Here is a 25,475-nt window from a genome sequence, read left to right as displayed (position 1 = left end):
TTGGTCGGCAATGACATGATGCCACCATGGGAAGAACTCTTAGTGAGAAGGTCTGGGCAGACCACGTGGTGCGATCGGCTGATGGCGAACCCGATCTGCTCTATATCGACCTCCACCTGTGCCATGAGGTGACGAGTCCGCAGGCATACGAAGGACTCCGATTGGCCGATCGGGTGGTTCGTCGCCCCGATCTTACTTTGGCCACTGAGGATCACAACACTCCCACTTGGGACATCGACAAGCCGATCGCTGAGCCGACCAGCCGCAAACAGATCGAGGCGCTACGGCGCAACACTGCGGATTTCGGGGTCCCCATCCACTCCTTGGGTGATAAAGACCAAGGAGTGGTACACATCATCGGTCCCCAGCTTGGGCTGACCCAACCCGGCATGACCATCGTCTGCGGTGATTCCCATACCTCGACCCACGGTGCTTTTGGGGCCTTGGCCTTTGGCATCGGCACCTCTGAGGTTGAGCACGTGCTGGCCACTCAGACCCTCCAGCAGGCGAGGCTGAAGACGATGGCGGTCACCATCGACGGTGTGCTGCCCGCCGGGGTCACCTCCAAGGATCTGGTACTGAAGCTGATCTCCATGGTGGGGACCGGTGGTGGTGCCGGATATGTCGCTGAATACCGCGGATCGACCATTGATGCGATGTCGATGGAAGCGAGGATGACCATCTGCAACATGTCCATCGAGTGGGGCGCCAAAGCCGGGATGATTGCCCCTGATGAGACGACCTTCGCTTACCTTGAGGGGCGCCCCAATGCCCCGCAGGGAGCCGAATGGGATGCGGCCTTGGAATACTGGCGCACCTTGTGCACAGATGACGACGCGGTCTTCGACCGTGAGGTGTTCATCGACGCTACCCTGCTGACTCCCTTCGTCACCTGGGGAACCAATCCCGGGCAGGGTGTGGGGCTGGGGGACAAGGTTCCGGCTCCCGAATCGTTCAACGATGAGGTGGCTCGCAATGCGGCCCAACGAGCCTTGGAGTACATGGATCTGCGTGCCGGCACCCCGATGCGTGAGATCGCCATCGACACCGTCTTCCTGGGATCCTGTACCAACGGGCGCATTGAGGATTTACGACAGGCCGCAGAGGTGCTCAGGGGGCGCCGGGTTGCCGATGGTCTGCGCATGCTGGTGGTTCCTGGCTCCGCGCGGGTACGCCAGCAGGCGATGGACGAGGGGCTGGACAGGATTTTCACCGATGCCGGTGCCGAATGGCGCTTCGCGGGATGCTCGATGTGTCTGGGCATGAATCCAGATCAGTTGGCACCCGGGGAACGCTCCGCATCCACCTCGAACCGAAACTTTGAAGGACGGCAGGGTAAGGGTGGGCGCACTCATTTGGTGAGCCCGGCCGTCGCAGCCGCCACCGCTGTCGCGGGGCATCTGGCCGCCCCAGCGGATCTGTGAGAAGGGACTGAAGCAATGGACAAATTCACTCAGCACACTGGGGTTGCGGTTCCGCTGCGTCGCAGCAATGTTGACACCGATCAGATCATTCCAGCCGTCTACCTGAAACGGATCACCCGCACTGGCTTCGAGGATGGCCTGTTCGCATCCTGGCGCAAGGATCCCGGCTTCGTGCTCAACCAACAGGTCTACTCCAGCGGAACGATTCTGGTACCCGGACCCGACTTCGGAACCGGATCCTCTCGAGAACACGCGGTGTGGGCTCTGCAGAACTACGGTTTCAAGGTTGTCATCGGGTCACGGTTCGGCGAGATATTCCGCAACAACTCCGGGAAGGCAGGGCTGCTGGTTGCCACAGTTGCCCAGGAGGTCGTCGAAGAGTTGTGGGAGTTCATCGAGGCAAATCCGGGTACCAAGTTGTCGGTCGACCTGCCCTCCCGCGCCATCACCGCAGGAGACCGTAGTCATCACTTCGAGATTGATGACTACACCGCCCACCGATTGCTCAACGGTCTGGATGACATCGCGATGACCTTGCAGCATGCCGACCAGATCGAGGCTTATGAGTCGCGTCGTCCCTCATTCAAACCGAAGACGATTCCGGTCCTCGTGTCCGACTGACCACCCGTATGGGTCATGATGGATCCATGGATTCTCCGGGGACCCCATCGTCGCATCCGCTTGCCCCCACTCGGGCCCGTTTCGATCGACTGTCGAGGGTTAACCGGGAATCCACCACGTGGGTTCTCAAATGCTTCGGGCCCATGCTGTGCGGAATCACCAGGCTGTGGACCAGAACCAGTTGGTCAGGCGCCAATCAGTTGGTTGCTCAGGGGCCCATGATCGTGGTGGCCAACCACATCTCTTCCTTAGATCCGGTACTCATCGGGATCTTTCTGGCCTACAACGGTCGTTGGCCACATTTCCTGGCTCGGGCGAATCTTTTTGACTCCAAGCTGCTTGGCCCGTTGCTCAAAATCGCGAGGCAGATCCCTGTCGAGCGCGGGTCGGTGCGCGCGAAGGATTCCCTGGTTGCTGCGCAGCGGGCCTTGGAGCAGGGACGGACGGTGGTCATGTACCCGGAGGGTACGATCACCCTTGATCCCGATGAATGGCCGATGGCAGTGCACTCGGGTGCCGCCCGGTTAGCCATCGCAACCCAAGTCCCGGTTATACCAGTGGGGCAGTGGGGAGCCAACCACGCTCTTCCCCCACGCGGAATCCATCGGTTCCGCCTACGCCGCTGGCCGGTGACCATCGTAGCCGGGGCACGGATCGACCTGTCCGAATATGGCACCGATCCCCGGGACCGGGGCGCAGTGAATGCAGCTAGCACCCGCATTCTTGACGAGGTGATCCGCTTGGTCGAGGTAGCTCGTAACGAGTCGGCCCCCCAGGAACTGTGGCACCCGAAATTGCATTGCAGAGTGCCCCGCGACCAAGCCCTGCAGTGATCCCAGAAGGCCAGTCGGATCGAGAGGATTAGGCTGGAGCCACCGGAGAAAGGTGAACAATATGACATCGCGAGCCTCAGTGGTACTGGTCTTCGGCGGCCGCAGCTCTGAGCATGAGATCTCTTGCCTGACTGCATCCGGTGTCGCGAGGACGATCGACACCGATGCCTTCGAGGTGCATCCAGTGGGGATCTCTCGCGATGGAACCTGGCACCGGATCTCCCTCGCCCAATTGCAGCAGCTCAGGGCCCGTGGCCGCGAACTCCCCACCGTTCCGGCCGACGCCGAACCCGTGGTTCTGATCAGCAAGGGCGACCGCGTGGTACTTGCCGGGCTGGTCGGTGGACATCTTACCGATGAGGTCGATATCGACGTTGCCATGACGATGCTGCATGGTCCATACGGAGAGGACGGTACCGTACAGGGCCAGTTCGAGATGCTCGGCATCCCCTATGTCGGCTCGGGAGTAGCGGCAAGCGCTGTTGGTATGGACAAACATCTGATGAAGGTTGTCCTGGAGGCGAGTGGGTTGCCCGTGGGCCCTCATGAGGTGATCCGTGATCTTGACTGGGTATCCGATTCCGAGGGCTGCTGCGAACGGATCGTCGTGGCCTTGGAATTCCCGCTGTTTGTGAAACCTGCCCGCGGCGGGTCCTCGCTCGGTATCTCCAAGGTTGTGGCAGCAGACCAACTGCCGCGGGCCATTGAGAAAGCACGTGTTCACGATCCGAAGGTCTTGGTGGAACAAGGATTCGTCGGTGCTCGTGAGATCGAATGTGCAGTACTGGGCCCCCTGCCCGGAACAATCACACCCCGGACTTCCCCCTGTGGAGAGATCGTCGTCAACAGTCAGGACGGATTTTACGACTTCGACGCCAAGTACCGTCCCGCGGCCAATCAAGTGGATCTCCAGGTCCCGGCCCGGATTCCTGACTCGGTTTCGGATACCGTGCGGCAACTTGCGGCACGTAGCTTCGATGTACTGGGCTGTGAGGGACTTGCCCGGGTTGACACCTTCGTCACTGCTTCGGGAGAGGTCTTTGTCAACGAAGTCAACACCATGCCCGGATTCACCGAGTTGTCCATGTACCCCAGCCTGTGGCAGGCAGCCGGAATGGACTACCGTGATCTCATCACAGACCTGATCACCCAAGGTTTGTCCCGCCCCAACACCGCCGTTCGCTGAGTCGAGGACAGATGACCGAGCAGACTATCGCCGAGATCGGTGAGTTCGAACTCATCGGTCAGATCGCGCACCGTGTACCACTGCCTCCCCAGGTGTCTGTTGGTCCAGGCGACGACGCCGCGGTTTTTCTCACCAATGGATCGGTGGTGACCAGCGTCGACATGATGGTCGAGGGAGTCGACTTCCGACGTGATTGGTCGAGCCCCCAGGATGTCGGGCACAAGGCCGTCGCCATCAATCTCTCCGATTTGGAGGCTATGGGGGCAACACCGGTCGGCATGGTGATCGCCTTCGGGGCCCCCGCTGATCTGCCAGTGAGTTGGGTGCGTGGTTTCATGACAGGCGTCAACGAGGAGGCAGAAGCTGCGGGGGTGGCTCTGCTGGGTGGGGACCTGAGTTCCGCTCGCGACATCACCGTGACCGTCACGGTCTTCGGGGGACTTGACGGTCGGTCCCCGGTACTGCGTAGCACCGCGCGGATTGGGGACCAGGTCTGCCTGTGCGGGCGACTTGGCTGGGCATCTGCGGGATTGGAGGCCTTGGGACGCGGTTTCCGATCCCCGCGAGCGGCCGTCGATGCGCACCGGCGTCCGCTAATTCCTCACGGCCAGGGGAGAATCGCGTCCTTGGCTGGGGCCACTGCCATGATCGATATCTCCGACGGATTGATCGCCGATCTGGGCCATGTGGCCAAGGCCAGCGGCGTGGGAATCCAGATCGACCCGAACTTGCTGGTCGTTGACGAGCCCGTCGCCACCGTTGCGCGGGCCACGAACTCGGATCCGCTGCGTCACGTGCTGGCTGGGGGAGAGGACTACGCCTTGGTGGCTACTTTCCCGGTCGGAATAGTGCCGGAGTTCTGGCGGGTCATCGGGCAGGTGGTAGCCCCCGATCCCGAGGAGGGTCCAGCGGTGAGTGTCCATGGGCGCTCACTGGATGATTTGGATGGGTGGACCCACTTCCGGCGATGACCAGCTCGGCGTGGTAGCCGGAAGCGACCCGGTGAGTGCGTTATGGTCGAGATCATGGCGACCCGTGCGTCTTCCCCCGCCCGGTCTCGCGGCATGGCCTCCCGGAAGAAGGGCGGATCCAAGTCGTCGAGTCCGCGCGCGTCAGGAAGTTCCAAGAGATCCTCGTCCGCGACGAGTGCTGGTGACAACCAGCCCAATGTGGTGCTGCGTACCGCAGCAGGCATGTGGCGGGCCGGCGCGTCAGGGCTGGGCGGGCTCACGCGTTCCTTCGGTGGCGACCCGCAGGCCCTGGACCCCGGGATCCGCAGGGACGGTGTGGGGTTGTTTCTTACGATCCTCGCCCTGTTACTCGCGGCCTCTGTTTGGTTCCGGATGCCTGGATTGGTGGGGGAGTGGATCCGTGGAGGTGCCACTTGGCTGGCGGGTCTTGGTGCCTGGGTTGCCCCGATACTCATGTTGGTGATGGCATGGCGCACCCTGCGCAACCCGCTTAACAATGGCCCAGCAGGACGCCAGGTAGTCGGTTGGGTCGGCCTAGGGATGGGCGGGCTCGGGGTGGTGAACTTAGCGGCCGAACCGCTGCCCGGGCCTTCGGACGTCGCAGCAATGAGTGCCCATGGGGGCGTCGTCGGCTACATCTCTTCTTCCTTCATGCTTGAGTTGGTGCCGACCTGGTTGGGGGCCTTCGTGCTGTCCATGGTCTGCTTATTCGGGATGCTCGTGGTGATTGGTAAACCTCTGTCCGAATGGGCTGAGATGTTCCGTGACATCCAGGAATGGATCGGCGGCAAGGTTGCCGAACAGCGCGAGGCTATGGCTGCCCGGCAGGAATTCCACGACGAACCTTATGAGTCGCCGATCGTCGCTGGATCCGATGAGCCCTCGGTTCCCCAGATCTCGCCGGTCACATCCAACGGTGAGTTCTATGACATCGACGCCGATCCCATTGATGACCCCGACGAGGCTTCTAGCCAGTCGGCTCCGGCCCAAGATTCGCTGTCGATAGGCCGAGCCCCGGTTACCGCCGGTCTGTCCCAGGTCAAGGTCGCCGAACCGGCCGAACTTCAACCACCGGCTCACACTGAGCACCCGGCACGCAGCGAGCAACTGATGCTGTCGGGTGATGTGGTTTACACTCTTCCGGATTCCGCCCTGCTCAAGGCGGGGACCATTCCCAAGGCGCGGACTGAGGCCTCGGATGCGGTTGTCGGGAAGCTCCAGGAAGTCTTCGAAGAATTCGACATTGACGCCAATGTAACCGGCTACACCCGTGGCCCGACTGTCACTCGGTACTCGATTGAGGTGGGCAGCGGTGTCAAGGTCGAGAAGGTGATCGGTCTCACCAAAAACATTGCCTATGCAGTCGGCTCGGCCGATGTGCGGATCTTGTCACCCATCCCCGGTCGTTCTGCTATCGGCATTGAGATCCCCAACCGCGACAAGGAGATCGTCTCTTTGGGTGATGTTCTGCGTTCCCAGAAGGCACGCAACGATCATCATCCGCTCACCGTTGGGCTGGGCAAGGATGTCGAGGGCGGATATGTGCTGGCTAATGTAGCCAAGATGCCCCACCTGTTGGTGGCTGGAGCCACCGGATCGGGCAAGTCTTCGTTCATCAACTCGTTGATCACCTCGGTGATGATGAGGGCCACCCCCGACGAGGTACGGATGCTGTTGATCGACCCGAAACGGGTGGAACTCACCCAGTATGCCGGTATCCCTCACCTGGTGACACCGATCATCACCTCGGCTAAGAAAGCAGCCGAAGCCCTTCAATGGGTTGTCCGGGAGATGGATCAGCGCTACGACGACCTAGCCAATTTCGGGTTCCGGCATATCGACGATTTCAACGCTGCAGTGCGGGCCGGGGAAATCCAGCCCCTGCCGGGCTCCGGACGAGAACTGATCACCTATCCCTATCTCATGGTGGTCGTTGATGAGCTGGCCGATCTCATGATGGTTGCCCCGCGCGACGTCGAAGACTCCGTCGTGCGCATCACCCAGCTGGCCCGTGCTGCGGGCATCCACCTGGTGCTGGCCACTCAGCGGCCCTCCATCGACGTGGTCACTGGTCTGATCAAGGCGAATGTCCCGTCACGTCTGTCCTTTGCGACTTCCTCAATGACCGACTCACGGGTCATCCTCGACCAGCCAGGTGCGGAGAAACTCGTCGGTCAGGGCGACGGTTTGTTCCTGCCGATGGGTGCAGCTAAGCCGATGCGTGTCCAAGGCGCCTGGGTCGCGGATTCAGAGATCCACGAGGTGGCAGAATTCCTGAAGGCACAGGTGAGCCCACAGTACCGTTCCGACATCGACGACGCGGCTTCCTCGGCTCCCAAGGTTGCCGAGGACATTGGCGATGATCTGGAACTGGTGTTGGATGCAGCACGCAATGTAGTCGAACTCCAATTGGGGTCCACCTCGATGCTGCAGCGCAAGCTGCGCATCGGTTTCGCCAAGGCCGGTCGCATCATGGACATTCTTGAGAACCGGGGGGTCGTCGGCCCATCCGAGGGATCGAAACCACGAGAGGTGCTGGTCAAACCCGATGACCTCGACGAGGTCTTGGCTAACCTCGCAGGAGAGCAGTGAACACATCGGTCCACCTGATCAGCCTCGGATGTGCTCGCAACGACGTCGATTCCGAGGAATTGGCAGCCAGGCTCGACCAGGACGGCTTCTGCCTGGTCGATGACCCGGATGCGGCTGAGGTCATCATGGTGAATACCTGCGGGTTCATCGAACAGGCGAAGAAAGACTCGATCGACACCTTGCTTGCTGCCTCCGATCACAAGTCCAGCGGGCGGGCCAAGGCAGTAGTGGCTGTTGGATGCATGGCCGAGCGTTACGGAACCGAACTGGCCGAGGCATTACCCGAGGCGGATGCGGTTCTCGGTTTCGATGCTTACCCGAAGATCGCCGGAAAGCTGAAGTCTCTGCTCGACGGGAACCGTCTGGGTTCCCACACTCCCGTTGACCGTCGGACTCTACTGCCCGCTGCGCCTAATGCGCGTCAGGATTTGGTCTCTGCAATCGTGCCTGGCCATTCTGGCATTGCAAACCTACCGACTGGGCTGGCCCCGGCCTCCGGGCCTAGGGTGTTGCGCCGACGACTGCACACCGGGCCATTCGCCCCACTGAAGATCGCATCCGGTTGCGATCGGCGCTGTGCCTTCTGCGCCATCCCATCCTTCCGGGGCTCCTACCTCTCCCGGCCCATTGATGAAATCGTCACCGAAGCCCGGTGGCTGGCCTCTCAAGGAGTTCGTGAGGTGATGTTGGTCAGTGAGAACACATCCTCCTACGGGAAAGATCTCGGCATCCGCCATCCACTGCCCACCCTCCTGGAACGACTATCAGGCATAGAAGGGCTGGAGTGGATCCGAGTCTCCTACGTGCAGCCCGCGGAGATCACCCCCGACATGCTGACCGCCATCACATCGACCGAGAAGGTCGTGCCCTATTTCGACATCTCTTTCCAGCATGCATCCCAGCGCGTACTACGCAGGATGAGACGATTCGGCGACCCGGAATCTTTCATCAAGTTGTTGGGGGGTATCCGGGAAGCCGCACCGAATGCCGGGGTCAGATCGAATTTCATCGTTGGCTTCCCGGGGGAAGAACCGGAGGACGTGGAGATCCTCGCCGATTTCATCTGTAATGCCGCATTCGACGCGGCAGGGGTCTTCGCCTACTCCGACGAGGAGCACACTGAGGGGGCATCCCTCGACGGTCACGTCGAGGTGGAGGAGATAGCGCAACGTCATGCCAGGATCGCCCAGTTGATTGATGAGGTCTGCGACCAGCGCGCCGCTGAGCGTGTAGGTGAGCGCGTTACTGTGCTGGCGGAAAGCTTAGATGACCAAGGCGTGGTGGGCCGGGCAGCGCACCAAGGTCCCGAGGTAGACGGAACCACTACCTTGCTCAACTCCACCGCAGCGGTCGGCCAGTTCGTCGATGCGCTCGTCGTGGACTCGATTGGGGTGGATCTGCTCGCCCGCACCGTGGACTGACGTAGAGTTCAAGGCACCACAACGATGGAGGCCACATGTCCCAGGATGTCCCGGGAGACAATCAGCTCACCTTTGCCTGGAACCTGCCCAACATCCTGACCATCGCACGAATGGTGATGGTGCCGGTTTTTGTGGTCGTCTTTCTGGCTGCTCCCCATGAACAGTCGCAACGTCTGTGGTCCACTCTTGTATTCACCTTGGCGATCCTCACTGATATGGCGGACGGAAAGATTGCCCGCAAATACAACATGGTGACCAATTTCGGGAAAATCTGGGATTCCATCGCCGACAAGGCGCTGACCGGGGTTGCTTTCATTGTGCTGTCCATTATCGGCGAGCTGCCCTGGTGGATGACGATCATCATCTTGGGGAGGGAATGGGGTATTACCGCCATGCGCTTCGCCATTCTGAAATATGGGGTCATGGCGGCCAACAAGGGTGGCAAGCTCAAGACACTGATCCAGTCCTTCGCACTCATCGCCTTCCTGGCGTGGGCGCCATCGCTGGGAACTTTCTTCGAGGTGACCAAATGGACCCTAATGTGGGCTGCCTTCCTGCTGACCGTGTTCACCGGAATCGACTACCTGTGGGAGGCCCACAAGCTGCGGCAACGCTGGCTCTCCGAACAGGCTGGTGATATCCCAGCCGCTGCCGAAGATGTCTGAAACGACTCACTTGTTGGCGGCCCAGGTCATCTGGGAACTGCGGGCCGCACGGCTTAGCGTCTCCACCTGCGAGTCACTGACCGGCGGCGGACTTGGAGCGATACTCACATCGATTCCTGGAGCCTCAGCGATCTTCCGGGGCGGACTGATTACCTATGCCAGCGATCTGAAGGTCTCCCTTGCCGGGGTGGATGCACACACGGTGGTCACCAAAGGGGTGATCAACGAGCCTACTGCTCGGCAGATGGCCGTCGGTGCAGCCTGGACCTGTCGCAGCGACATCGGCTTGGCCACTACGGGGGTTGCCGGTCCGGATTCCCAGGATGGGGAGGAACCCGGAACTGTGTGGGTGGGGCTTGCACTGCCTGCCCGCTGGTCGGACAGGGTGCGCGCCCGGGAATTCCGTTTTGCCGGGGATCGTGCCGAGATCCGGGAACAAACCATTCATGGAGCCTTGTCCTGGCTGCTCGTATGCCTGAAGGAAAATTTCTCATGATTGCCGGGAATAATCCTGCTCCGAGCAGTTGTTGAATGTTGTACACGACCTGATCGGAGGCGCTGACATGGCACTGACACGAGAACTGCTCGGAGAGGTTCTGCGCGCCGAGAGAATGCGCCAGGGCCGCACTCTCAGGGAGGTCTCTCTCGCAGCCAGGGTGAGTCTGGGATATCTCTCAGAGATCGAGCGTGGCCACAAGGAGGCGTCCTCAGAACTGCTCCACGCAATCAGCGATGCTCTCGGTGTACCGCTATCGGCCATCTACGGTGAGGTGGCGCGGCTGTTCGCGGTCACCGAGCGAGTCCCGGAACCAATCGCTGCTTGAGGCAGGAAGACGAGAGCGTTAGCAGGGTTTAGTCGCTCAGCGAGCCGCGACGCAATCGCCACCCTTGGGGAACCATCACCGCTCCTGCGGCCTCGAAGAGCCCACGACGCGTGGATAGGGCCGGGGTTCCATTCACCTTTGTGATCGTCAGGTCACCCAATTCGGCGCACAACCTGCGCAGTGCCGAAGCGCCTTCCTCGTCATCAGTGAGCACTAGCATCGTTTTGTGCCCACGCTCCAGATGGGCGACCAAATGCCCATCGTTGATCACCACCACGCTACCCGCCGAACGGGTGGGATGGCAGTCAGGATCTGTCGGCCATGCCAGCACCGAACCGTAGGGATTTGCTGGGTCGCTAGCAGCCAACACGACCATCCCGGTGGGATCCTGATTGCGTAGCCCGGCTGCCACTTGACCGGTGGTGAACTGGACCCCGCCTAGTTTGGGGCAATACCAACCTCGCTGCAATTCGCCGCGCTCCTCCAGGCGAGTCGCCAACCGACGTACATCGGAGAAAGTGGTTGGCAGGTGGTGGGTCTCGAAACCCGGACGGCAAATGATCCCTTGACGGTCGATAAGCAGATCGAGATCGCGTAGAGCGAGAGTGGCTGGATCGGATTTGTCATCCGACCAGGCCCGCCAGGTGGTTGCCAGTATGGGATCGGTTGGTGGAATACGCAATAAGCGCCGGGATCTTCTCGCCCCCGGGCGCGGATCACGGACCCGTACTTGGGCAGCAGAGGTCCCACACAGTTGCCGTAGTGTGGACAAGGAGGCCGAGGTGATGCTTCCAGACCAGACGAGTTCCTGTACCACAGCCCGGGTCGAAATATGGTCCCGAGCATCAGCGAAGAGTTCTGCAATGGTCCACGACCCACCACCCTGCAGCCGTTCAAGGATTGTGGTGGCTTCTGGCGACAATTCTGAACAGCACTCGTGGGCCGGTATGCCGACTGCCCACAATTCGATCCACCCATCGGTGGCACCAATCGCGCCTGCCCCTCTCCAACGAAGCATCCCAGAGGACAGTAAGGCATCAAGCGCGGCTGGGTCGTAGTCGGCGATACGCCCGGACAACACGAGATCCAGCTGGGACAACGGCAGGCGCACCCCACTGAGCTGGCTGACCACCTCACTTAGGGCGGCGGCCCCGCTGGACGGTTCGTCAAGCCCGTGCCAGCGGGTGAGAAAACGTCCGACGTCGTCGGCGGTGACGGGGCGCACTGTGGCACGCCTCCGGGCCACTGTACGGGAACGGACTTTGGCCAAGTTGGCTGATGTGATGTGGGCATTGCCTATCACATTCCATGATTGCTCTGCGGCCACAGTGGCCACCGCTTCGGCCACCAAATCCATGGGTAGTTCGAAACGTTCCGCAATGTCGGTGGCCCGGATCATGATGTGATTCCGGGCCCATCTGGCGATCAGCCGCTCCAACCCTTTGCGGTCACCGTCCAAGGCATTGGGTAGCCAGGAGAAATCCTGGGTGGTCATTAGCCACCGGCCCCACACCATGACGCGGGCATCATTTCGTAGTTCGGTCAACCACCCCCCGGCGGACTGCTGCTGTGGGGGATCGCAGCGATGTTCCACCTCGTCAGGGGTCAGCGGGCCGATCCGGGCGAGCATGTCCCACACGGCCTCTACATCATCGCAGATCCATCCTGGGGCCAAGTTCTGCATCTGTGCAGTGAGTTCATCGGCCACCTCCGGATCCAATAGATCAGTGGTGGCCGGGCGCCCCAGCAAATCGTCGAGGGCCTGCGGGGACAAGTCGAGGACAGCTCCCCCCTCGGGGGTCAGCTGCTGGTCGGTGTCGTAGATCGCCCCCAGCCCAGCGAGCAGGTTGAACATCATGCCCCGGGCCATCGGGGATGCGGTTTCGGTGTACACGTCGACCACTCGGACAGTTCCCTCCCGGATACCGATGAGCAAATCTCTGAGTGCGTCCAGGTCGAGGACGTCCTCCAGGCACTCACGCATCGTCTCCAAGGTGATTGGGAAATCAGGATGGTGCCGGGCTACATCTAATAACTGTGATGCCCGCAGCCGCTGCTGCCACAAGGGTGACCTGCCGCCCTTGAAGGAACGCGGAATCATGAGGGCTCGAGCTGCGCATTCCCGGAAACGTCCGGCGAACAGCGCAGAGCAGGCCACCCGAGAAGTGAGTACTGTCTCGATCTCGGTGGGCAGATCCATGAGCAGTTCTGTGCCCGGTGCCACGGAATCGGAATCTGGGATGCGCAGCACAAGGCCATCGTCGATGGCCGTCACCTGGACCGGGGGCCCCGCACGGTTACCGAGCACTGACTCCATGACCATCCCGAGTCCGGTGGTGATCGCGGTACCAAGACCACAATGGATGCATACCTGCCAGTCGCCCAACTCATCGCGGAACCGTTCGATGAGGATGAGATTCTCACCGGGCAGCACCCCGGTAACCTCTACCTGCTGCGAGACGTGTGCAGTCAGATTGTTTATTGCCCATTCGTCGAGACCGAGCTTTGCCAGCCGGGACCGGGTTGATTTCGGATCGGTGAGTAGCTGATCGGCAATCTGTGTTCGGGTGCCGCCTATGGCTAAAGGGCGCGAATGGGCGTCCGAGCGCCAGAAAGGCAGCCGACCCACCCGACCGGATGCCGGGGAGACAACGACATGATTGGCGGTGATCGCATCGACGAGCCAACTGCTGGTTCCCAAAGTGATGAGATCACCCACCCGTGATTCGTGGACCATCTCCTCATCAAGTTCCCCGATGCGTTGGGTGGGATGCCGTAAATCGGTTCCGTCACCTGATAACAGAACGGGGTAGAGGCCACGGTCGGGGATAGTCCCGGCATTGCGCGTGACTACTGACCGCATCCCGGTGCGGGCCCTCAACCGGTCTGAGGGATCCCGGACCAGTCGGGCACGCAGGGCACTGAACTCCTCTGATGGGTAGGCGCCGCACAGCATGTCGACGACTGCATCGAAAAGGGATCGCGGCAGCGTAGAGAACGGGTGTGCGCGTTTCACCAAGACATACAACTCGCCAGGATCCCAGGATCTGTCGAGACACATGGAGACGAGCTGCTGGGTAAGCACGTCCAGCGGATTGCTGAGCTCGTGCATCGGCTCCACCGCGTTAACGGTCATCAGTTGCAGTACTGCAGTGGAGGTGAGCAGGTCATCACGGGTGATGGGAAACCACACGCATCGCGATGTTGCACCGACCTGGTGCCCGGCACGGCCGACCCGTTGCAGTGCAGAAGAGACCGAAATGGGTGCCCCCACCTGAATGACCAGGTCGATGGTGCCCATGTCGATGCCCAGTTCTAGGGAGGAAGTGGCCACGACACATTTGAGCTGGCCTTGCTTGAGCTGATTCTCGATCCAAGCGCGGTGTTCCTTGCTCACTGAACCATGGTGCGCCATCGCCATTACTTCGATGTCCCCACCCCGACAGGTGGCATCGACACCTACGAAGCTGGAGGGCAACTCGTCGGGCAGTCGTTGTCCTTGACGCTCTAGATGGAGTTCGTTGATCTTCGCCGTGAGGCGTTCTGCGTGGCGCCGAGAATTGACGAAACACAGGGTGGAGGTGTGTGTCTCGCAAAGATCGAGGATCTGCTCGGCGATGAGTGGGTGGATCGAGTTCGAGCGGCGGGTGGTGAGGTTGACGCCGAGGTCGGTCATGTCGGGAACGGCACTGCGTATCTGCACGTCCCAGTCATGACGAATCGGTGGACTTACCACCGTGCAGAGGCGCTCACCTGACAGGAACCTTGCTGCGGCCTGCGGTGGCGACACCGTCGCGGACAGCCCGATACGTTGGTGAGGGTGCATTTCGGCGAGTCTTTCCAAGCTCAGCGCCAAGTGGGCGCCTCGCTTGGTGCCGACCAGGGTATGCACCTCGTCGACGATGACCGTCGACACCGACCCCAAGGTGCGGCGTGCGGCGCTGGACAACATGAGGAATAGGGATTCGGGAGTGGTGACCAAGATATCGGGGGGATGGGTGACTAGTCGTCGGCGCTGGGCCGCGTCGGTGTCGCCGGTGCGCATACCGACCCGTACCGGTGGTCTGGGGGCACCCAGTTGTCGGGACGCCTCCTCGATTCCGCGCAGGGGAATGGCGAGGTTTTTTTCCACGTCGGCGGCCAAGGCCTTGAGCGGAGAGATGTAAACCACGCTGGTGGTCGGGTTATCCCAGGTTCCGGTGATGCGGTCGATAGCAGTGAGGAAGGCCGCGAGGGTCTTGCCCGATCCGGTGGGGGAGATGACCAATACATCGTCCCCACCAGCGATCGCCTGCCAGGCGCCGCACTGGGCCGGGGTGGGTGCGGGGAAGCGGGAGGTAAACCACGATTTGGTGGGTGTCGAGAAACCTTGCAATGGGTCTCGGCGATCCGTCATGGCTTCATTGTGACGCTTTGCTGTGACATTCTGCGATGCGATGTGGCGTGAGTCGCCCAGTATGGTGGTGACCATGCGTGAGGCAGAGCTGTGGAGCAGACTGGAATCCCATCTCGGCTCCGGCTATGCCTTAGTGTGGGCCGAGCAGGTGGTGCTCGCCGATCTGCAGGGGCGCACGGTGTGCGAGGCATTGCATGATGGGGTGGGGTGCAAGACCATCTGGCGTGCAGTGTGGGCGCACCTCGAGCTGCCTGCCCGGGAACGTTGAACTAGAACACGCTCGTTCGCAACTTTTTTTCGAACAAATGTTCGTATACTGTTCCATGTGTTGACCCACCGGGTTGTCCACAGGTTTGGCGCAGGATGAGCATTTGTCAGTCCCGCCGCCTATCTTCTCGGTGTCGGATTACCACGATTTCCTCAGCACTGCTGACCACAGGAAGGACTCGAAGATGGCTGCAACGGATCGCACCAAGGCGCTGGAAGCCGCTCTCGCCCAGATCGAGAAGCAACACGGCAAGGGATCGGTCATGCGTCTGGGAGACCAGACCCATGCTGCCATTGAGGTAATCCCGACCGGGTCGATCGCCCTCGACGTCGCTCTCGGCATCGGTGGGCTACCCCGCGGTCGAATTGTCGAAATCTATGGCCCGGAATCCTCCGGAAAGACGACAGTAGCCCTGCATGCCATAGCGAATGCGCAGGCCGAGGGCGGCATCTGCGCCTTCGTCGATGCCGAGCACGCCTTGGACCCAACCTATGCCGCGGCTCTTGGCGTGGACACCGATGCTCTTCTGGTCTCCCAGCCAGACAACGGTGAGCAGGCCCTAGAAATTGCCGACATGCTTATCAGGTCGGGGGCATTGGCCCTCATCGTTGTCGACTCCGTGGCTGCCCTCACTCCACGGGCAGAGATCGAGGGAGAGATGGGTGATTCGCACGTGGGCCTGCAGGCTAGGTTGATGAGTCAGGCGCTGCGTAAGATCACTGGTGCCCTGAAGTCGGCCAACACCACTGCCATCTTCATCAACCAGCTACGGGAGAAGATCGGCGTCATGTTTGGTAGCCCCGAGACCACCACCGGCGGCCGGGCGCTCAAGTTCTACTCCTCGGTGCGCCTTGATGTGCGGCGCATCGAGTCCCTCAAGGATGGCAGTGAGATGGTCGGCAACCGTACTCGCGTGAAGGTTGTCAAGAACAAGGTGGCCCCGCCGTTCAAGCAAGCTGAGTTCGACATCATGTACGGACGGGGCATCTCGCGCGAGGGTTCGCTGATCGACATGGGCGTGGAGGCCAACGTGATTCGCAAGGCCGGTTCTTGGTTCACCTATGGCGACGACCAGCTTGGGCAGGGCAAGGAGAATGTTCGCAACCATTTGATCGCCCATCCCGAAATTGCCGACGAGATCGACCGCAAGATCCGTGATGCCCTGGGAATGGGAGAAGTACCCGAGGGAATTGACCCAACGACCGGTGAAGTTATTGAGGAGGACTTCTGAGTCGGCGAGAAGTCCCGGAGCCGACCGGGCCTGATCAGTCGGCAGATCCTTGGATATTTACCCGTGAGATGGCGCTTCGAGCACTGGACCGCCGGGCCTACTCGCGTGCCGAGCTCACTTCCTTGCTGATCCGTAAGGGAGCCGACGAGCAGATCGCTGGGCGGGTTCTGGACCGGTTGGAGGAACTGGGCCTGGTCGACGATCTCGAATTCGCCAGACAGTGGGTGGAATCACGGCACCGGGCCCGCGGTCTTCCGGCAGGCAGGCTGGCGATGGAACTGCGGCGAAAAGGCATTGCCCCCGAGACCATTGATGAAGCTATCTCGGTGGTGGATCACGGCGCAGAGTACCAAGCTGCCCTCCAAATTGCTCGGACAAAAGCCAGCACGATGGCCAAACTGGACCACGATAAGGCGCTGAGACGACTGGTCTCCGTGCTCGGACGCAGAGGTTTCTCCCCGGAGATCTCCTGGGAGTGCGCGCGGCGTGCCCTGAATGGTGACGACTGATCCGGGTGCTCTCCCCGCTACTCGGATTGGGTGATCGTTGCGGTGGTGGGTATTAAGGACGAGAATCCCTCACCCACCAAGATGCTCAGGCGGTCAGCCAAAGATGATCGTTATGCCGAGGAACCCAGCCCACAGCACCGCCCAAGTCCGCAAATCTCCTGCCACATCCAGCCTGAGGAACCGTGATGCGACCCAGAAACCAGAGTCATCGATGTGCGGCAGCAAGGTGAATACCATACCGGTGGTTTAACACTTCGATCGGGATTGAAGGAGGATTTCGTGGATCGTGATCCTGCCTGGTTCGTCGAGACGGACACGGCCTTCCACCGCTACCCGCTGCATACTTCGCATCAGCTGAGCGGTCCGACTACAGTGGTCGGGCCATGATTACCACACAGCCTGACCTCGCATCGCCCCGCACCTATCAGGTGATCACCCACGGGTGCCAGATGAACGCGCATGATTCCGAGCGGATCTCCGGCCTGCTGGAGCAGGCCGGTCTGGTCCCGGCACCGTCGAATAACCAGGAACTGGCGGATGCCGACGTGGTCGTCTTCAATACCTGCGCTGTGCGGGAGAATGCGGACAACCGCCTGTACGGGAATCTGGGTCACATGGCGCGGATCAAGCGTGAGCATCCCGGGATGCAGATCGCGGTGGGTGGATGCATGGCTCAGAAGGATCGCGAGGAGATCACTCGCAGGGCGCCGTGGGTCGATGTCGTCTTCGGAACCAACAACATTGGTTCCCTGCCGGTGCTGCTGGAACGAGCACGCATCGAGCAGGAATCCCAGGTTGAGATCGTCGAGGCCTTACAGACCTTCCCATCCAATCTGCCGGCCAAACGTGACTCGGCCTATGCGGCCTGGGTATCGGTGTCAGTGGGCTGTAACAACACCTGTACCTTCTGCATCGTGCCCTCGCTTCGCGGTAGGGAATCTGATCGCCGCCCGGGCGACATTCTTGCTGAGATTCGGATGTTGGTTGACCAAGGCGTCCAGGAGATCACCTTGCTGGGGCAAAACGTCAACACCTACGGGGTGGAATTTGGTGACCGTGGAGCCTTCGCGAAATTGCTGCAGGCCTGCGGGGAGATCGCGGGCTTGGAACGTGTCCGATTCACCTCACCACACCCGGCGTCCTTCACCGACGACGTCATCAAGGCCATGGCCGAGACCCCCAATGTGATGCACTGCCTGCACATGCCGTTGCAGTCGGGTTCGGATGCCGTGCTGCGGGCCATGCGCCGCTCCTACCGGCGCGACAGGTTCCTGGGCATTCTCGACCAGGTACGTGCAGCCATGCCGGATGCCGCGATTACCACCGACATCATCGTTGGTTTCCCGGGTGAGACGGAGGATGACTTCCGAGCAACAATGGAGGTGGTCGAGGCCGCGCGGTTCTCCGCCGCCTATACCTTTCAGTACTCCATCCGCCCTGGTACTCCGGCTGCGACCATGCCCGATCAGGTGCCCGCACCGGTCGTCGCCGAGCGCTACCAGCGTTTGGTCGAGTTGGTCGACGATATCGCCTGGCAGGAGAACAAGGCCCTCGTCGGTACCCCTGTCGAAGTACTGTTTGCCATTGGTGAGGGACGCAAGGATGCTGCCACCGAACGGATCACCGGTCGCAGCCGGGACAACAGACTCGTGCACGTGGCTGCACCCGAGGACCCCGCCGCATGCCCCCGGCCAGGAGATATCGCACGGACGGTGATCACCCGGGCTGCTCCGCACCATCTGGTGGCCGATGCCCCGATCACCGACCTGCGCAGAACCCGCGGAGGAGACGCCTGGGAGGCCGCAAATCAACCAGGTGAACGTCCTCGCGGCGTCGCCTTGGGGATACCGAGCCTCGGGAGAAGCTGAGGTGGTTGAGGCCGAATCCCTTCCTCTGCTGGTGATCGTCGGCCCGACCGCCAGCGGCAAATCCTCCTTAGCCATCGAGGTCGCTCGACGATTGATTGCCGACGGGTGCAAGGCCGAGATCGTCAACGCAGATTCCATGCTGGTTTACCGGGGAATGGACATCGGCACTGCCAAACCAAGCCGTGCCGAACTGCAGGAGATACCGCATCACCTAGTGGACATCATGGAGGTCACCCAGACCGCCACCGTGGCCGACTTCCAGGCAATGGCGCGCCAGATCATCGACGCTCTGCGTTCCCGGCAGGTGGTGCCCATTCTGGTAGGCGGGTCGAGTCTGTACATCAGGGCCATCATCGACGACTTCGACTTTCCCGGAACCGAACCGGTGGTGCGTCAGCGTTGGCAGGAAGAATGCGACAGGATCGGGTCGGTGGCCCTGCATGCCAGACTCCGCGAGATCAACCCCGATGCGGCCGACGCGATCCTACCTGGCAACGCACGCAGGGTAGTCAGGGCCTTGGAGGTCATCGAACTCACCGGAACCTTCCAACCCCGGCTCCCACAGCCTCGATATGCCTTGGCGCACGTGCACCAATTCGGACTGCGTTTGGAACGTGCGGAGATGGACCGGAGAATCGATGCCCGGGTTGGGGCTATGTGGCGCCAAGGGCTGGTTGCTGAGGTGCGGGGCCTCGTTGACAAAGGTCTTCGGCAAGGTCTCACGGCCTCCAGAGGATTGGGCTATCACCAGGTGCTGGGCCACTTGGCGGGGGAGTATGACCAAGAAGTGGCGCGTACCTTGACTGCAGACGGGACCCGGCGTCTCGCGCGCAAACAACTTGGTTGGTTCAAACGCGATCACCGGATCACATGGCTGTCGGCTGATGACGAGAACAACGCGGGTTTCATCGCCGACCTGTGACCCGGATCAGGAGACAAGCCAGTCGGATCATTGCACGGTACCCGGGTGCTATGAAGGAACCCGGTTGTGGCGGTGCGACTTCGCCGTGGTTGACCACCGGTGGGACAATTACGGAGTGCAGACTCTCAACTTCGCCAAGGGCCACGGCACCCACAATGATTTCGTGATTCTCACCGATTACGACGACTTGATCAGGCTTGATGTCCCCACCGTCGCTTGGCTGTGCGATCGCCGTGGCGGTATCGGGGGCGACGGGCTGCTGCGGGCGGTTCGTGCCGGGCTGGTTCCCGAATGGCAGGGTGATCCGGATCTATGGTTCATGGATTACCGCAATGCCGATGGGTCCATTGCTGAGATGTGCGGCAACGGGTTGAGGGTCTTCGTCCGCCACCTCGACGAGCAGGGTCTCATCACCACCGGTGTTCCGGTTCCGGTTGCCACCAGGGCAGGGGTCCGCACCGGACAGGTGCTGCCCGACGGAGTGGTGCGGATTTCCATGGGGGCGGTGACCCTTCATGAGGAACCGACCTGGGTCACCCACGACGGTAGGCAGTGGTCAGCGACCGTTGTGGACGTCGGCAACCCTCACGCTGTCGTCTTTCTTGATACCTTGAATCAGTTGCGTCAACTCAACTTGGAGCAAGCACCCGGCTTCGATCCGGTTATTTTTCCGGCGGGAGTCAACGTGGAATTCGCTGTCGTTACCCCGCAAGGACTCCACATGAGGGTCTTCGAGCGCGGGGTCGGGGAGACTATGTCATGCGGTACCGGGGTCGTCGCCACCGCTGTCGCCCACGCCCGCAGCACCTTCGAATCACCAGATGAAATACGGGTTAGTGTGCCAGGTGGGAGTCTCAGTGTCTCCCTGGGAGAGGAGATCTGGCTGAGCGGACCGGCCGTTGTCGTCGCCCATGGCACCGTGCAGGTTCCCGAGCAGGGGGCGCGATGAGCCGGAAGACCGATGAGTCGGCCGACATCGGAGAACTTGATTTGGCCGACCGGAGGTCCCTGCGTCGCGTCCAGGGAATGTCCACCGAACTGGAGGATGTTTCCGAGGTTGAGTACCGACGTTTGCGCTTGGAGCGAGTGGTGCTCGTCTCTGTGTGGACCGTAGGTTCCCAGGCCGATGCAGACAATGCGATGTTTGAGTTGAAGGCCCTCGCCGAGACCGCGGGTTCCCAGGTACTGGCGGGTTTGGTGCAGCGACGCCAGTACCCCGATCCAGCCACCTATGTCGGATCTGGGAAGGTGGCGGAGATCGCCGATGAGATACGAGTACACGGGGCCGATACTGTCATCTGCGACGGGGAGCTTTCCCCGGCTCAGCTGCGCACTCTTGAGGACCGGCTGGGCGTCAAGGTCATAGATCGGACCGCGCTGATTCTCGATATCTTCGCCCAGCACGCGAAATCGGTGGAAGGCCGTACCCAAGTGGAGCTGGCGCAGCTTAACTATCTCAAGCAGCGGCTGCGTGGCTGGGGCGGCAATCTGTCACGTCAGGTGGGTGGCCGTGCCTCCGGTGGCGTTGGTATCGGCGGTAGGGGCCCGGGTGAGACCAAGATTGAAGCGGATCGCCGCCGGATCAGCCATCGCATCTCGGTGTTGCGATCACGGCTGCGCGATATGGATTCGACCAGGGCGATCAAGCGGTCTGACAGGTTGCGCCGCAAGATGGCATCAGTGGCCATCATCGGCTATACCAACGCCGGCAAGTCTTCCCTGCTCAACCGGCTCACCGGCGCCGGGGTTCTTGTCGAAGACGCGTTGTTTGCCACCTTGGATCCGACCACCCGCCGCTCGACAACCGCCACGGGCCGGGTGTTTACGCTCACCGATACCGTCGGATTTGTCCGGCACCTGCCCACCGACTTGGTCGAGGCCTTCCGTTCCACATTAGAGGAAACCCTTGATGCTGACCTGTTGGTGCACGTGGTGGATGGCTCCGATCCGGACCCGCTAGGACAGATCGAGGCGGTCCACCGGGTTTTGGGCGAGATTGGTGCCCGGAATCGCCCGGAACAACTTGTGATCAACAAGATCGATGCCGCCAATCCCGATACCCTAATGATCCTCGCATCCCATAATCCCGATGCGGTGTTTTGCTCAGCCCGGACTGGGGAGGGAATCGACGCGGTGCGCCGGGCCGTGGAATCCGGCCTACCGGTGCCCGGCGTCGAGGTGGAATTCGTCATTCCTTGGACCCACGGCGAGTTGATTAACCGGGTGCACAAGGAAGGCGAGTTGATCCTCGTGGAGCACCGGGAGAATGGAACCTACATCCATGCCTGGGTGTATCCGGACCTGGCCAGTGCCCTGGAGAATGCGAGTGAGTGATCCGCAACTCGACGACGTCTTAGCCGAGGCCGTTCGCGGAGTCGCAGGCACATCCCGCATCGGTCAGCAGCAGATGGCGCATGCCATCAGCAAATCCCTTGATGACGGTGGTCATCTGCTCATCCAGGCTGGTACCGGTACCGGCAAATCCTTGGGGTATCTCGTCCCGGCGCTGAGCTGGACGGTACTTCATGACCGGACCGTGGTCGTGGCGACGGCGACACTGGCCCTGCAGAATCAGCTCGTCCACAAGGACATCCCGGTGGCTGCCCGGGCGGTGGCCGCTGTCGTGGGTCGTACCCCGCGCACCGAGATCCTCAAGGGAAGATCCAACCATGTGTGCCTGCTCAAGGTGCGTGACCAACCTGGTGCTACCCAGGACTCGTTGCTGGGTGGGACGGATCTCCTTGATGCCACCCGTGCGGCAGGCAGCGACGACGCCTCGGTGCTGGGCGCGGAGGTGCTCACTCTTCGGGAGTGGGCGGAGCTTCAGGCCGGATCCGCAGAACTGGGGGATCGCGACGACGCGCCATCCCATTCGGCGCGGGCTTGGGCGCAGGTCTCGGTGTCCAGCCGGGAGTGTATCGGCGCAAGTAAATGCCCTTATGGCGCAGAATGTTTTGTGGAGGAGGCCAGGGCGCGGGCCCGGCGGGCAGATCTGGTGGTGACGAACCACGCCCTGCTGGCCATCGAAGCCATGACGAACAGCAGTATCCTGCCCGAACACGATGCGGTCATCATCGACGAGGCCCACGAGCTCGTCGCCCGGGTCACTAATGCCGCGACCGCGGAACTGAATCCTGGACTTGTCGAACGTACCACCCAACGATGTCTGCCGTGGCTGGATGATGACCTTGGTGTGGATCTGCTTGGTCTCGCCGATGAACTCCGGGGTGCCTTGGCCGCTCGCGATCCGGGACGTGTGGAGGCCCCGGAGGAAGCACTGGGCGGGGTGCTTGAACGTTTGCGTGAGGCCAGTCGCAGGGCCGTCTCCCAGGTGTCAGCTTCCTTAGACAAGGATCAGCCGGATGATCCGGGACGGGGTCTGGTGGCCGGGGTAATGAAGGACCTCTTCGAGACCAGCGAACGGATGGCGAAGCTCAGCGAGTTGGATGTGGTCTGGACCACCAGGTCGGAGCGTCTCGGTGATGGGCTCAGCGTCGCCCCGCTGTCGGTGGCAGGATTAATGAACCAAGCGGTGTTGTCCCAGCACACCACCATCCTCACCTCAGCGACCCTGACCCTGGGCGGAAGATTCGACGCAATTGCTGGGTCGGTCGGGTTGTGTAAAAATGACCGGATCGCCTTGGATGATGAGGTGGTCGACGAGAGTTCCTGGCGGGGTCTCGACGTTGGATCTCCCTTCGACTATGCCCGGCAGGGAATCCTCTATGTGGCGGCGGGGCTGGGCAATCCGAGACCTGAGGGAATATCAGCCGATGCCCTAGAGCAACTCGCCGGACTCGTATGGGCTGCAGGAGGCCGCACCTTGGGATTGTTCGCATCCCAGCGTTCGGCCGAGGTTGCAGCGGAATATCTACGGACAGCTTTCCCCACTCTTGAGGTGATGTGCCAGGGACAGGATCACCTCGCAGAGTTGACTAGGCATTTCGTTGAGGATGAGAGCTCGGTGCTGGTCGGCACGATGAGTCTGTGGCAGGGGGTTGATGTCCCTGGCGACACCTGTCAGCTGGTGGTCATCGACAAGATCCCCTTCCCGCGCCCCGACGATCCGTTGATGCAGGCCCGTCAGCAGGCCGTCGCCCGGGCGGGAGGCAACGGGTTCATGCAGGTGGCGGCCACTCAGGCGGCTCTGTTACTCGCTCAGGGGGCGGGGCGGTTGATCCGTCGCGATACGGACCGTGGTGTCGTTGCGATTTTGGATCCACGGCTGGTTACCGCACGTTACGGCGGTTTCCTGTTGTCCTCACTACCACCGTTCTGGACAACGACGAACCATGAAGTGGCAATCCGGGCGTTGCAGCGGCTGCGTGGTGGGTCCTGATCAAAGGCTGCGCAAAACGGCGACGACCTTGCCGAGAATGGTCGCCGCATTCCCGTCGATCGGCCGGTATGCGGGATTGTGCGGCATCAGCCACACTTGCCCCGGGGTGCGGTGCAGGGTCTTGACCGTGGCTTCCCCGTCGATCATCGCGGCGACGATTTCCCCGTTGTCCGCAGTGGATTGCTGGCGAACAACTACGTAGTCGCCGTCACAGATCGCGGCATCGACCATCGAATCGCCGTGTACTTCTAAGGAAAACAACTGTCCGGGGCCGACGAGCTGTTTGGGTAACGGCAGCACTTGTTCGATCTGTTCTTCAGCGAGGATCGGCGTCCCTGCAGCGATGCGCCCAAGCACTGGTACATGGATCGCGGCCGGGAACTCGTCGCCGACCCCTGTGGGATCAGTAGCCTGGCTAACCGCAGGGTCGACAGGGTGGATGACCTCCAAGGCACGGGGACGGTTCGGATCGCGGCGTAGGAAACCTTTGGCCTCCAGCACCTTCAACTGGTGGGAAACCGAGGAAGGTGAGGCCAGTCCTACAGCCTCGCCCAGTTCCCGGATGGAGGGCGGATAACCACGTGTCGCGACGGTCTCTCGCAGTACCTTGAGGATGCGACGCTGACGCGGACTCAGGCCATCGGTATCGCTTGGGCTGTCCGGCAGTCCGGTGACCTGGGCCGAAGGAAAGTCGGATGACGCATCGGTAACGTGGTTCGCGATGCCTACCCGACTGGGACGATCAGCTCCTCTGGAGTTCTGTGCTGTGATGCGCCGAACGGTGACCATGGAATCACGCTAGGGGAATGTCGCAACTGAATCAAACACATGTTCGAGAATGTCCGGTCTTGTGGGAACTGCCGATGCCTGGTGATTGGGATCGGCGACGCCCAAAACCCGCAATCGAACACTTGAACGATCCGTGTTGAGCGATTAGGGTATTGATCGAACAAAAGTTCGACGAACATCTGTTCGTTCATGGACGGCTGTCCGATGGATGGAGGAAGATAGCATGCTTACCGGTACCCGCCGATTGCACCAGCACCGAGGACGCGGTGTTCGCAGCATCACTGTGCCGACCATTCGACGCGGACCCATCACCCGTGCTAACCAACCTGTTCTTCCTGGTCGGCGTCCCGCCCAGCCCTCGTTGCCCATGCGCGACGGCAATCGACCGCTGTCCCTACTGCAGGCCGGAACGATCGTTCGACCGGCAACCCCAGCGCAGCGGTGGCAGTTCACCGATCGTGGCTTGGCGCTCATCATGGGAATCGTTGCCGTCATCTTTGGTGCCGCAGTGGTCTTCATCATCACCCAGTTCATTGCGTTGGGTGCCCCTCTCGCTTGAGAATGCTCCAACGGTCAGGCATGGTCTGGCACGTCCGATGACATTGAAGGGGTGGTC

22 protein-coding genes are annotated in these 25,475 nt (G+C 61.3%); 19 read left to right on the top strand and 3 right to left on the bottom strand.

From position 1 onward, the window contains the following. The first annotated feature begins 26 nt into the window (after positions 1-26). The 10 genes from leuC (at position 27) to HMPREF1531_RS10940 (ending at position 10,537) form a co-directional block, all read left to right on the top strand. A complete protein-coding gene (gene leuC / locus HMPREF1531_RS10985; protein WP_016670030.1) occupies positions 27-1,424 on the top strand; it encodes a 3-isopropylmalate dehydratase large subunit in 1,398 nt (465 codons plus the stop codon). 15 nt (positions 1,425-1,439) lie between these two features. Then, positions 1,440-2,045: a 3-isopropylmalate dehydratase small subunit gene (gene leuD / locus HMPREF1531_RS10980; RefSeq protein ID WP_016670029.1), complete on the top strand. Its 606-nt coding sequence runs from the start codon at positions 1,440-1,442 to the stop codon at positions 2,043-2,045. Between the two features lie 26 nt (positions 2,046-2,071). Beyond that, positions 2,072-2,878 (top strand): lysophospholipid acyltransferase family protein, encoded by an 807-nt coding sequence (locus tag HMPREF1531_RS10975; RefSeq protein ID WP_016670028.1) that lies wholly within the window; start codon positions 2,072-2,074, stop codon positions 2,876-2,878. 61 nt (positions 2,879-2,939) lie between these two features. Continuing rightward, entirely contained in the window at positions 2,940-4,064 is a 1,125-nt protein-coding gene (locus HMPREF1531_RS10970; RefSeq protein WP_016670027.1) for a D-alanine--D-alanine ligase family protein, read from the top strand. 11 nt (positions 4,065-4,075) lie between these two features. After that, entirely contained in the window at positions 4,076-5,035 is a 960-nt protein-coding gene (locus HMPREF1531_RS10965; protein ID WP_016670026.1) for a thiamine-phosphate kinase, read from the top strand. A 54-nt stretch (positions 5,036-5,089) separates the two neighbouring features. Continuing rightward, complete coding sequence (locus HMPREF1531_RS10960) at positions 5,090-7,627, top strand: FtsK/SpoIIIE family DNA translocase (protein WP_156860260.1); 2,538 nt, start codon at positions 5,090-5,092, stop codon at positions 7,625-7,627. Further along, on the top strand, positions 7,624-9,048 hold the full coding sequence (gene rimO, locus HMPREF1531_RS10955) for a 30S ribosomal protein S12 methylthiotransferase RimO (protein WP_016670024.1): 1,425 nt from the start codon (positions 7,624-7,626) through the stop codon (positions 9,046-9,048). Before HMPREF1531_RS10960 ends, rimO begins: the two co-directional genes overlap by 4 nt. 35 nt (positions 9,049-9,083) lie before the next feature. Beyond that, on the top strand, positions 9,084-9,713 hold the full coding sequence (gene pgsA / locus HMPREF1531_RS10950) for a CDP-diacylglycerol--glycerol-3-phosphate 3-phosphatidyltransferase (protein WP_016670023.1): 630 nt from the start codon (positions 9,084-9,086) through the stop codon (positions 9,711-9,713). Further along, positions 9,706-10,209, top strand: a complete 504-nt coding sequence (locus HMPREF1531_RS10945) for a CinA family protein (RefSeq protein ID WP_016670022.1) — start codon at positions 9,706-9,708, stop codon at positions 10,207-10,209. The genes pgsA and HMPREF1531_RS10945 overlap by 8 nt, the downstream gene beginning before the upstream one ends. A gap of 67 nt (positions 10,210-10,276) precedes the next feature. After that, positions 10,277-10,537, top strand: a complete 261-nt coding sequence (locus HMPREF1531_RS10940) for a helix-turn-helix domain-containing protein (protein WP_016670021.1) — start codon at positions 10,277-10,279, stop codon at positions 10,535-10,537. Between the two features lie 28 nt (positions 10,538-10,565). On the opposite strand, the gene HMPREF1531_RS10935 is transcribed toward HMPREF1531_RS10940, so the two are convergent. Beyond that, entirely contained in the window at positions 10,566-14,933 is a 4,368-nt protein-coding gene (locus HMPREF1531_RS10935) for a DEAD/DEAH box helicase (protein ID WP_016670020.1), read from the bottom strand. Between the two features lie 73 nt (positions 14,934-15,006). Here HMPREF1531_RS10935 and HMPREF1531_RS10930 point away from each other — a divergent pair, with 73 nt between their 5' ends. From HMPREF1531_RS10930 to HMPREF1531_RS10920, 3 genes are all read left to right on the top strand, one after another. Beyond that, positions 15,007-15,201 (top strand): DUF3046 domain-containing protein, encoded by a 195-nt coding sequence (locus HMPREF1531_RS10930; RefSeq protein ID WP_036897784.1) that lies wholly within the window; start codon positions 15,007-15,009, stop codon positions 15,199-15,201. 184 nt (positions 15,202-15,385) lie between these two features. Further along, on the top strand, positions 15,386-16,432 hold the full coding sequence (gene recA / locus HMPREF1531_RS10925; RefSeq protein ID WP_016670018.1) for a recombinase RecA: 1,047 nt from the start codon (positions 15,386-15,388) through the stop codon (positions 16,430-16,432). A gap of 68 nt (positions 16,433-16,500) precedes the next feature. Beyond that, complete coding sequence (locus HMPREF1531_RS10920; protein ID WP_016670017.1) at positions 16,501-16,941, top strand: regulatory protein RecX; 441 nt, start codon at positions 16,501-16,503, stop codon at positions 16,939-16,941. A 93-nt stretch (positions 16,942-17,034) separates the two neighbouring features. Here the strand turns inward: HMPREF1531_RS10920 and HMPREF1531_RS13735 are convergent, their stop codons facing one another. After that, positions 17,035-17,178, bottom strand: coding sequence for a hypothetical protein (locus HMPREF1531_RS13735; RefSeq protein WP_156860259.1), 144 nt, complete (start codon positions 17,176-17,178; stop codon positions 17,035-17,037). Between the two features lie 146 nt (positions 17,179-17,324). Between HMPREF1531_RS13735 and miaB the strand changes: the two genes are divergently transcribed. The 5 genes from miaB (at position 17,325) to HMPREF1531_RS10895 (ending at position 24,070) form a co-directional block, all read left to right on the top strand. Beyond that, positions 17,325-18,809 carry a tRNA (N6-isopentenyl adenosine(37)-C2)-methylthiotransferase MiaB gene (miaB, locus tag HMPREF1531_RS10915; RefSeq protein ID WP_016670016.1) on the top strand — a complete coding sequence of 495 codons (1,485 nt, stop codon included), beginning with the start codon at positions 17,325-17,327 and terminating at the stop codon, positions 18,807-18,809. Between the two features lies 1 nt (position 18,810). Next, complete coding sequence (gene miaA, locus HMPREF1531_RS10910; RefSeq protein WP_016670015.1) at positions 18,811-19,731, top strand: tRNA (adenosine(37)-N6)-dimethylallyltransferase MiaA; 921 nt, start codon at positions 18,811-18,813, stop codon at positions 19,729-19,731. A gap of 115 nt (positions 19,732-19,846) precedes the next feature. After that, positions 19,847-20,680: a diaminopimelate epimerase gene (dapF, locus tag HMPREF1531_RS10905; RefSeq protein ID WP_036899140.1), complete on the top strand. Its 834-nt coding sequence runs from the start codon at positions 19,847-19,849 to the stop codon at positions 20,678-20,680. After that, complete coding sequence (gene hflX / locus HMPREF1531_RS10900; RefSeq protein ID WP_016670013.1) at positions 20,677-22,065, top strand: GTPase HflX; 1,389 nt, start codon at positions 20,677-20,679, stop codon at positions 22,063-22,065. Before dapF ends, hflX begins: the two co-directional genes overlap by 4 nt. After that, positions 22,058-24,070, top strand: coding sequence for an ATP-dependent DNA helicase (locus HMPREF1531_RS10895; RefSeq protein WP_016670012.1), 2,013 nt, complete (start codon positions 22,058-22,060; stop codon positions 24,068-24,070). The genes hflX and HMPREF1531_RS10895 overlap by 8 nt, the downstream gene beginning before the upstream one ends. Here the strand turns inward: HMPREF1531_RS10895 and lexA are convergent, their stop codons facing one another. Beyond that, a complete protein-coding gene (gene lexA, locus HMPREF1531_RS10890; RefSeq protein WP_016670011.1) occupies positions 24,071-24,859 on the bottom strand; it encodes a transcriptional repressor LexA in 789 nt (262 codons plus the stop codon). Positions 24,860-25,082: 223 nt separating this feature from the next. Between lexA and HMPREF1531_RS10885 the strand changes: the two genes are divergently transcribed. Further along, positions 25,083-25,418, top strand: a complete 336-nt coding sequence (locus HMPREF1531_RS10885) for a hypothetical protein (RefSeq protein WP_016670010.1) — start codon at positions 25,083-25,085, stop codon at positions 25,416-25,418. Positions 25,419-25,475: the final 57 nt, after the last annotated feature.

The organism is Propionibacterium sp. oral taxon 192 str. F0372 (assembly GCF_000413315.1).
Classification (GTDB): domain Bacteria; phylum Actinomycetota; class Actinomycetes; order Propionibacteriales; family Propionibacteriaceae; genus Brooklawnia.
The sequence above is the reverse complement of the archived record's forward strand: the minus strand, read 5'-3'. Positions and strand labels throughout refer to the sequence as shown.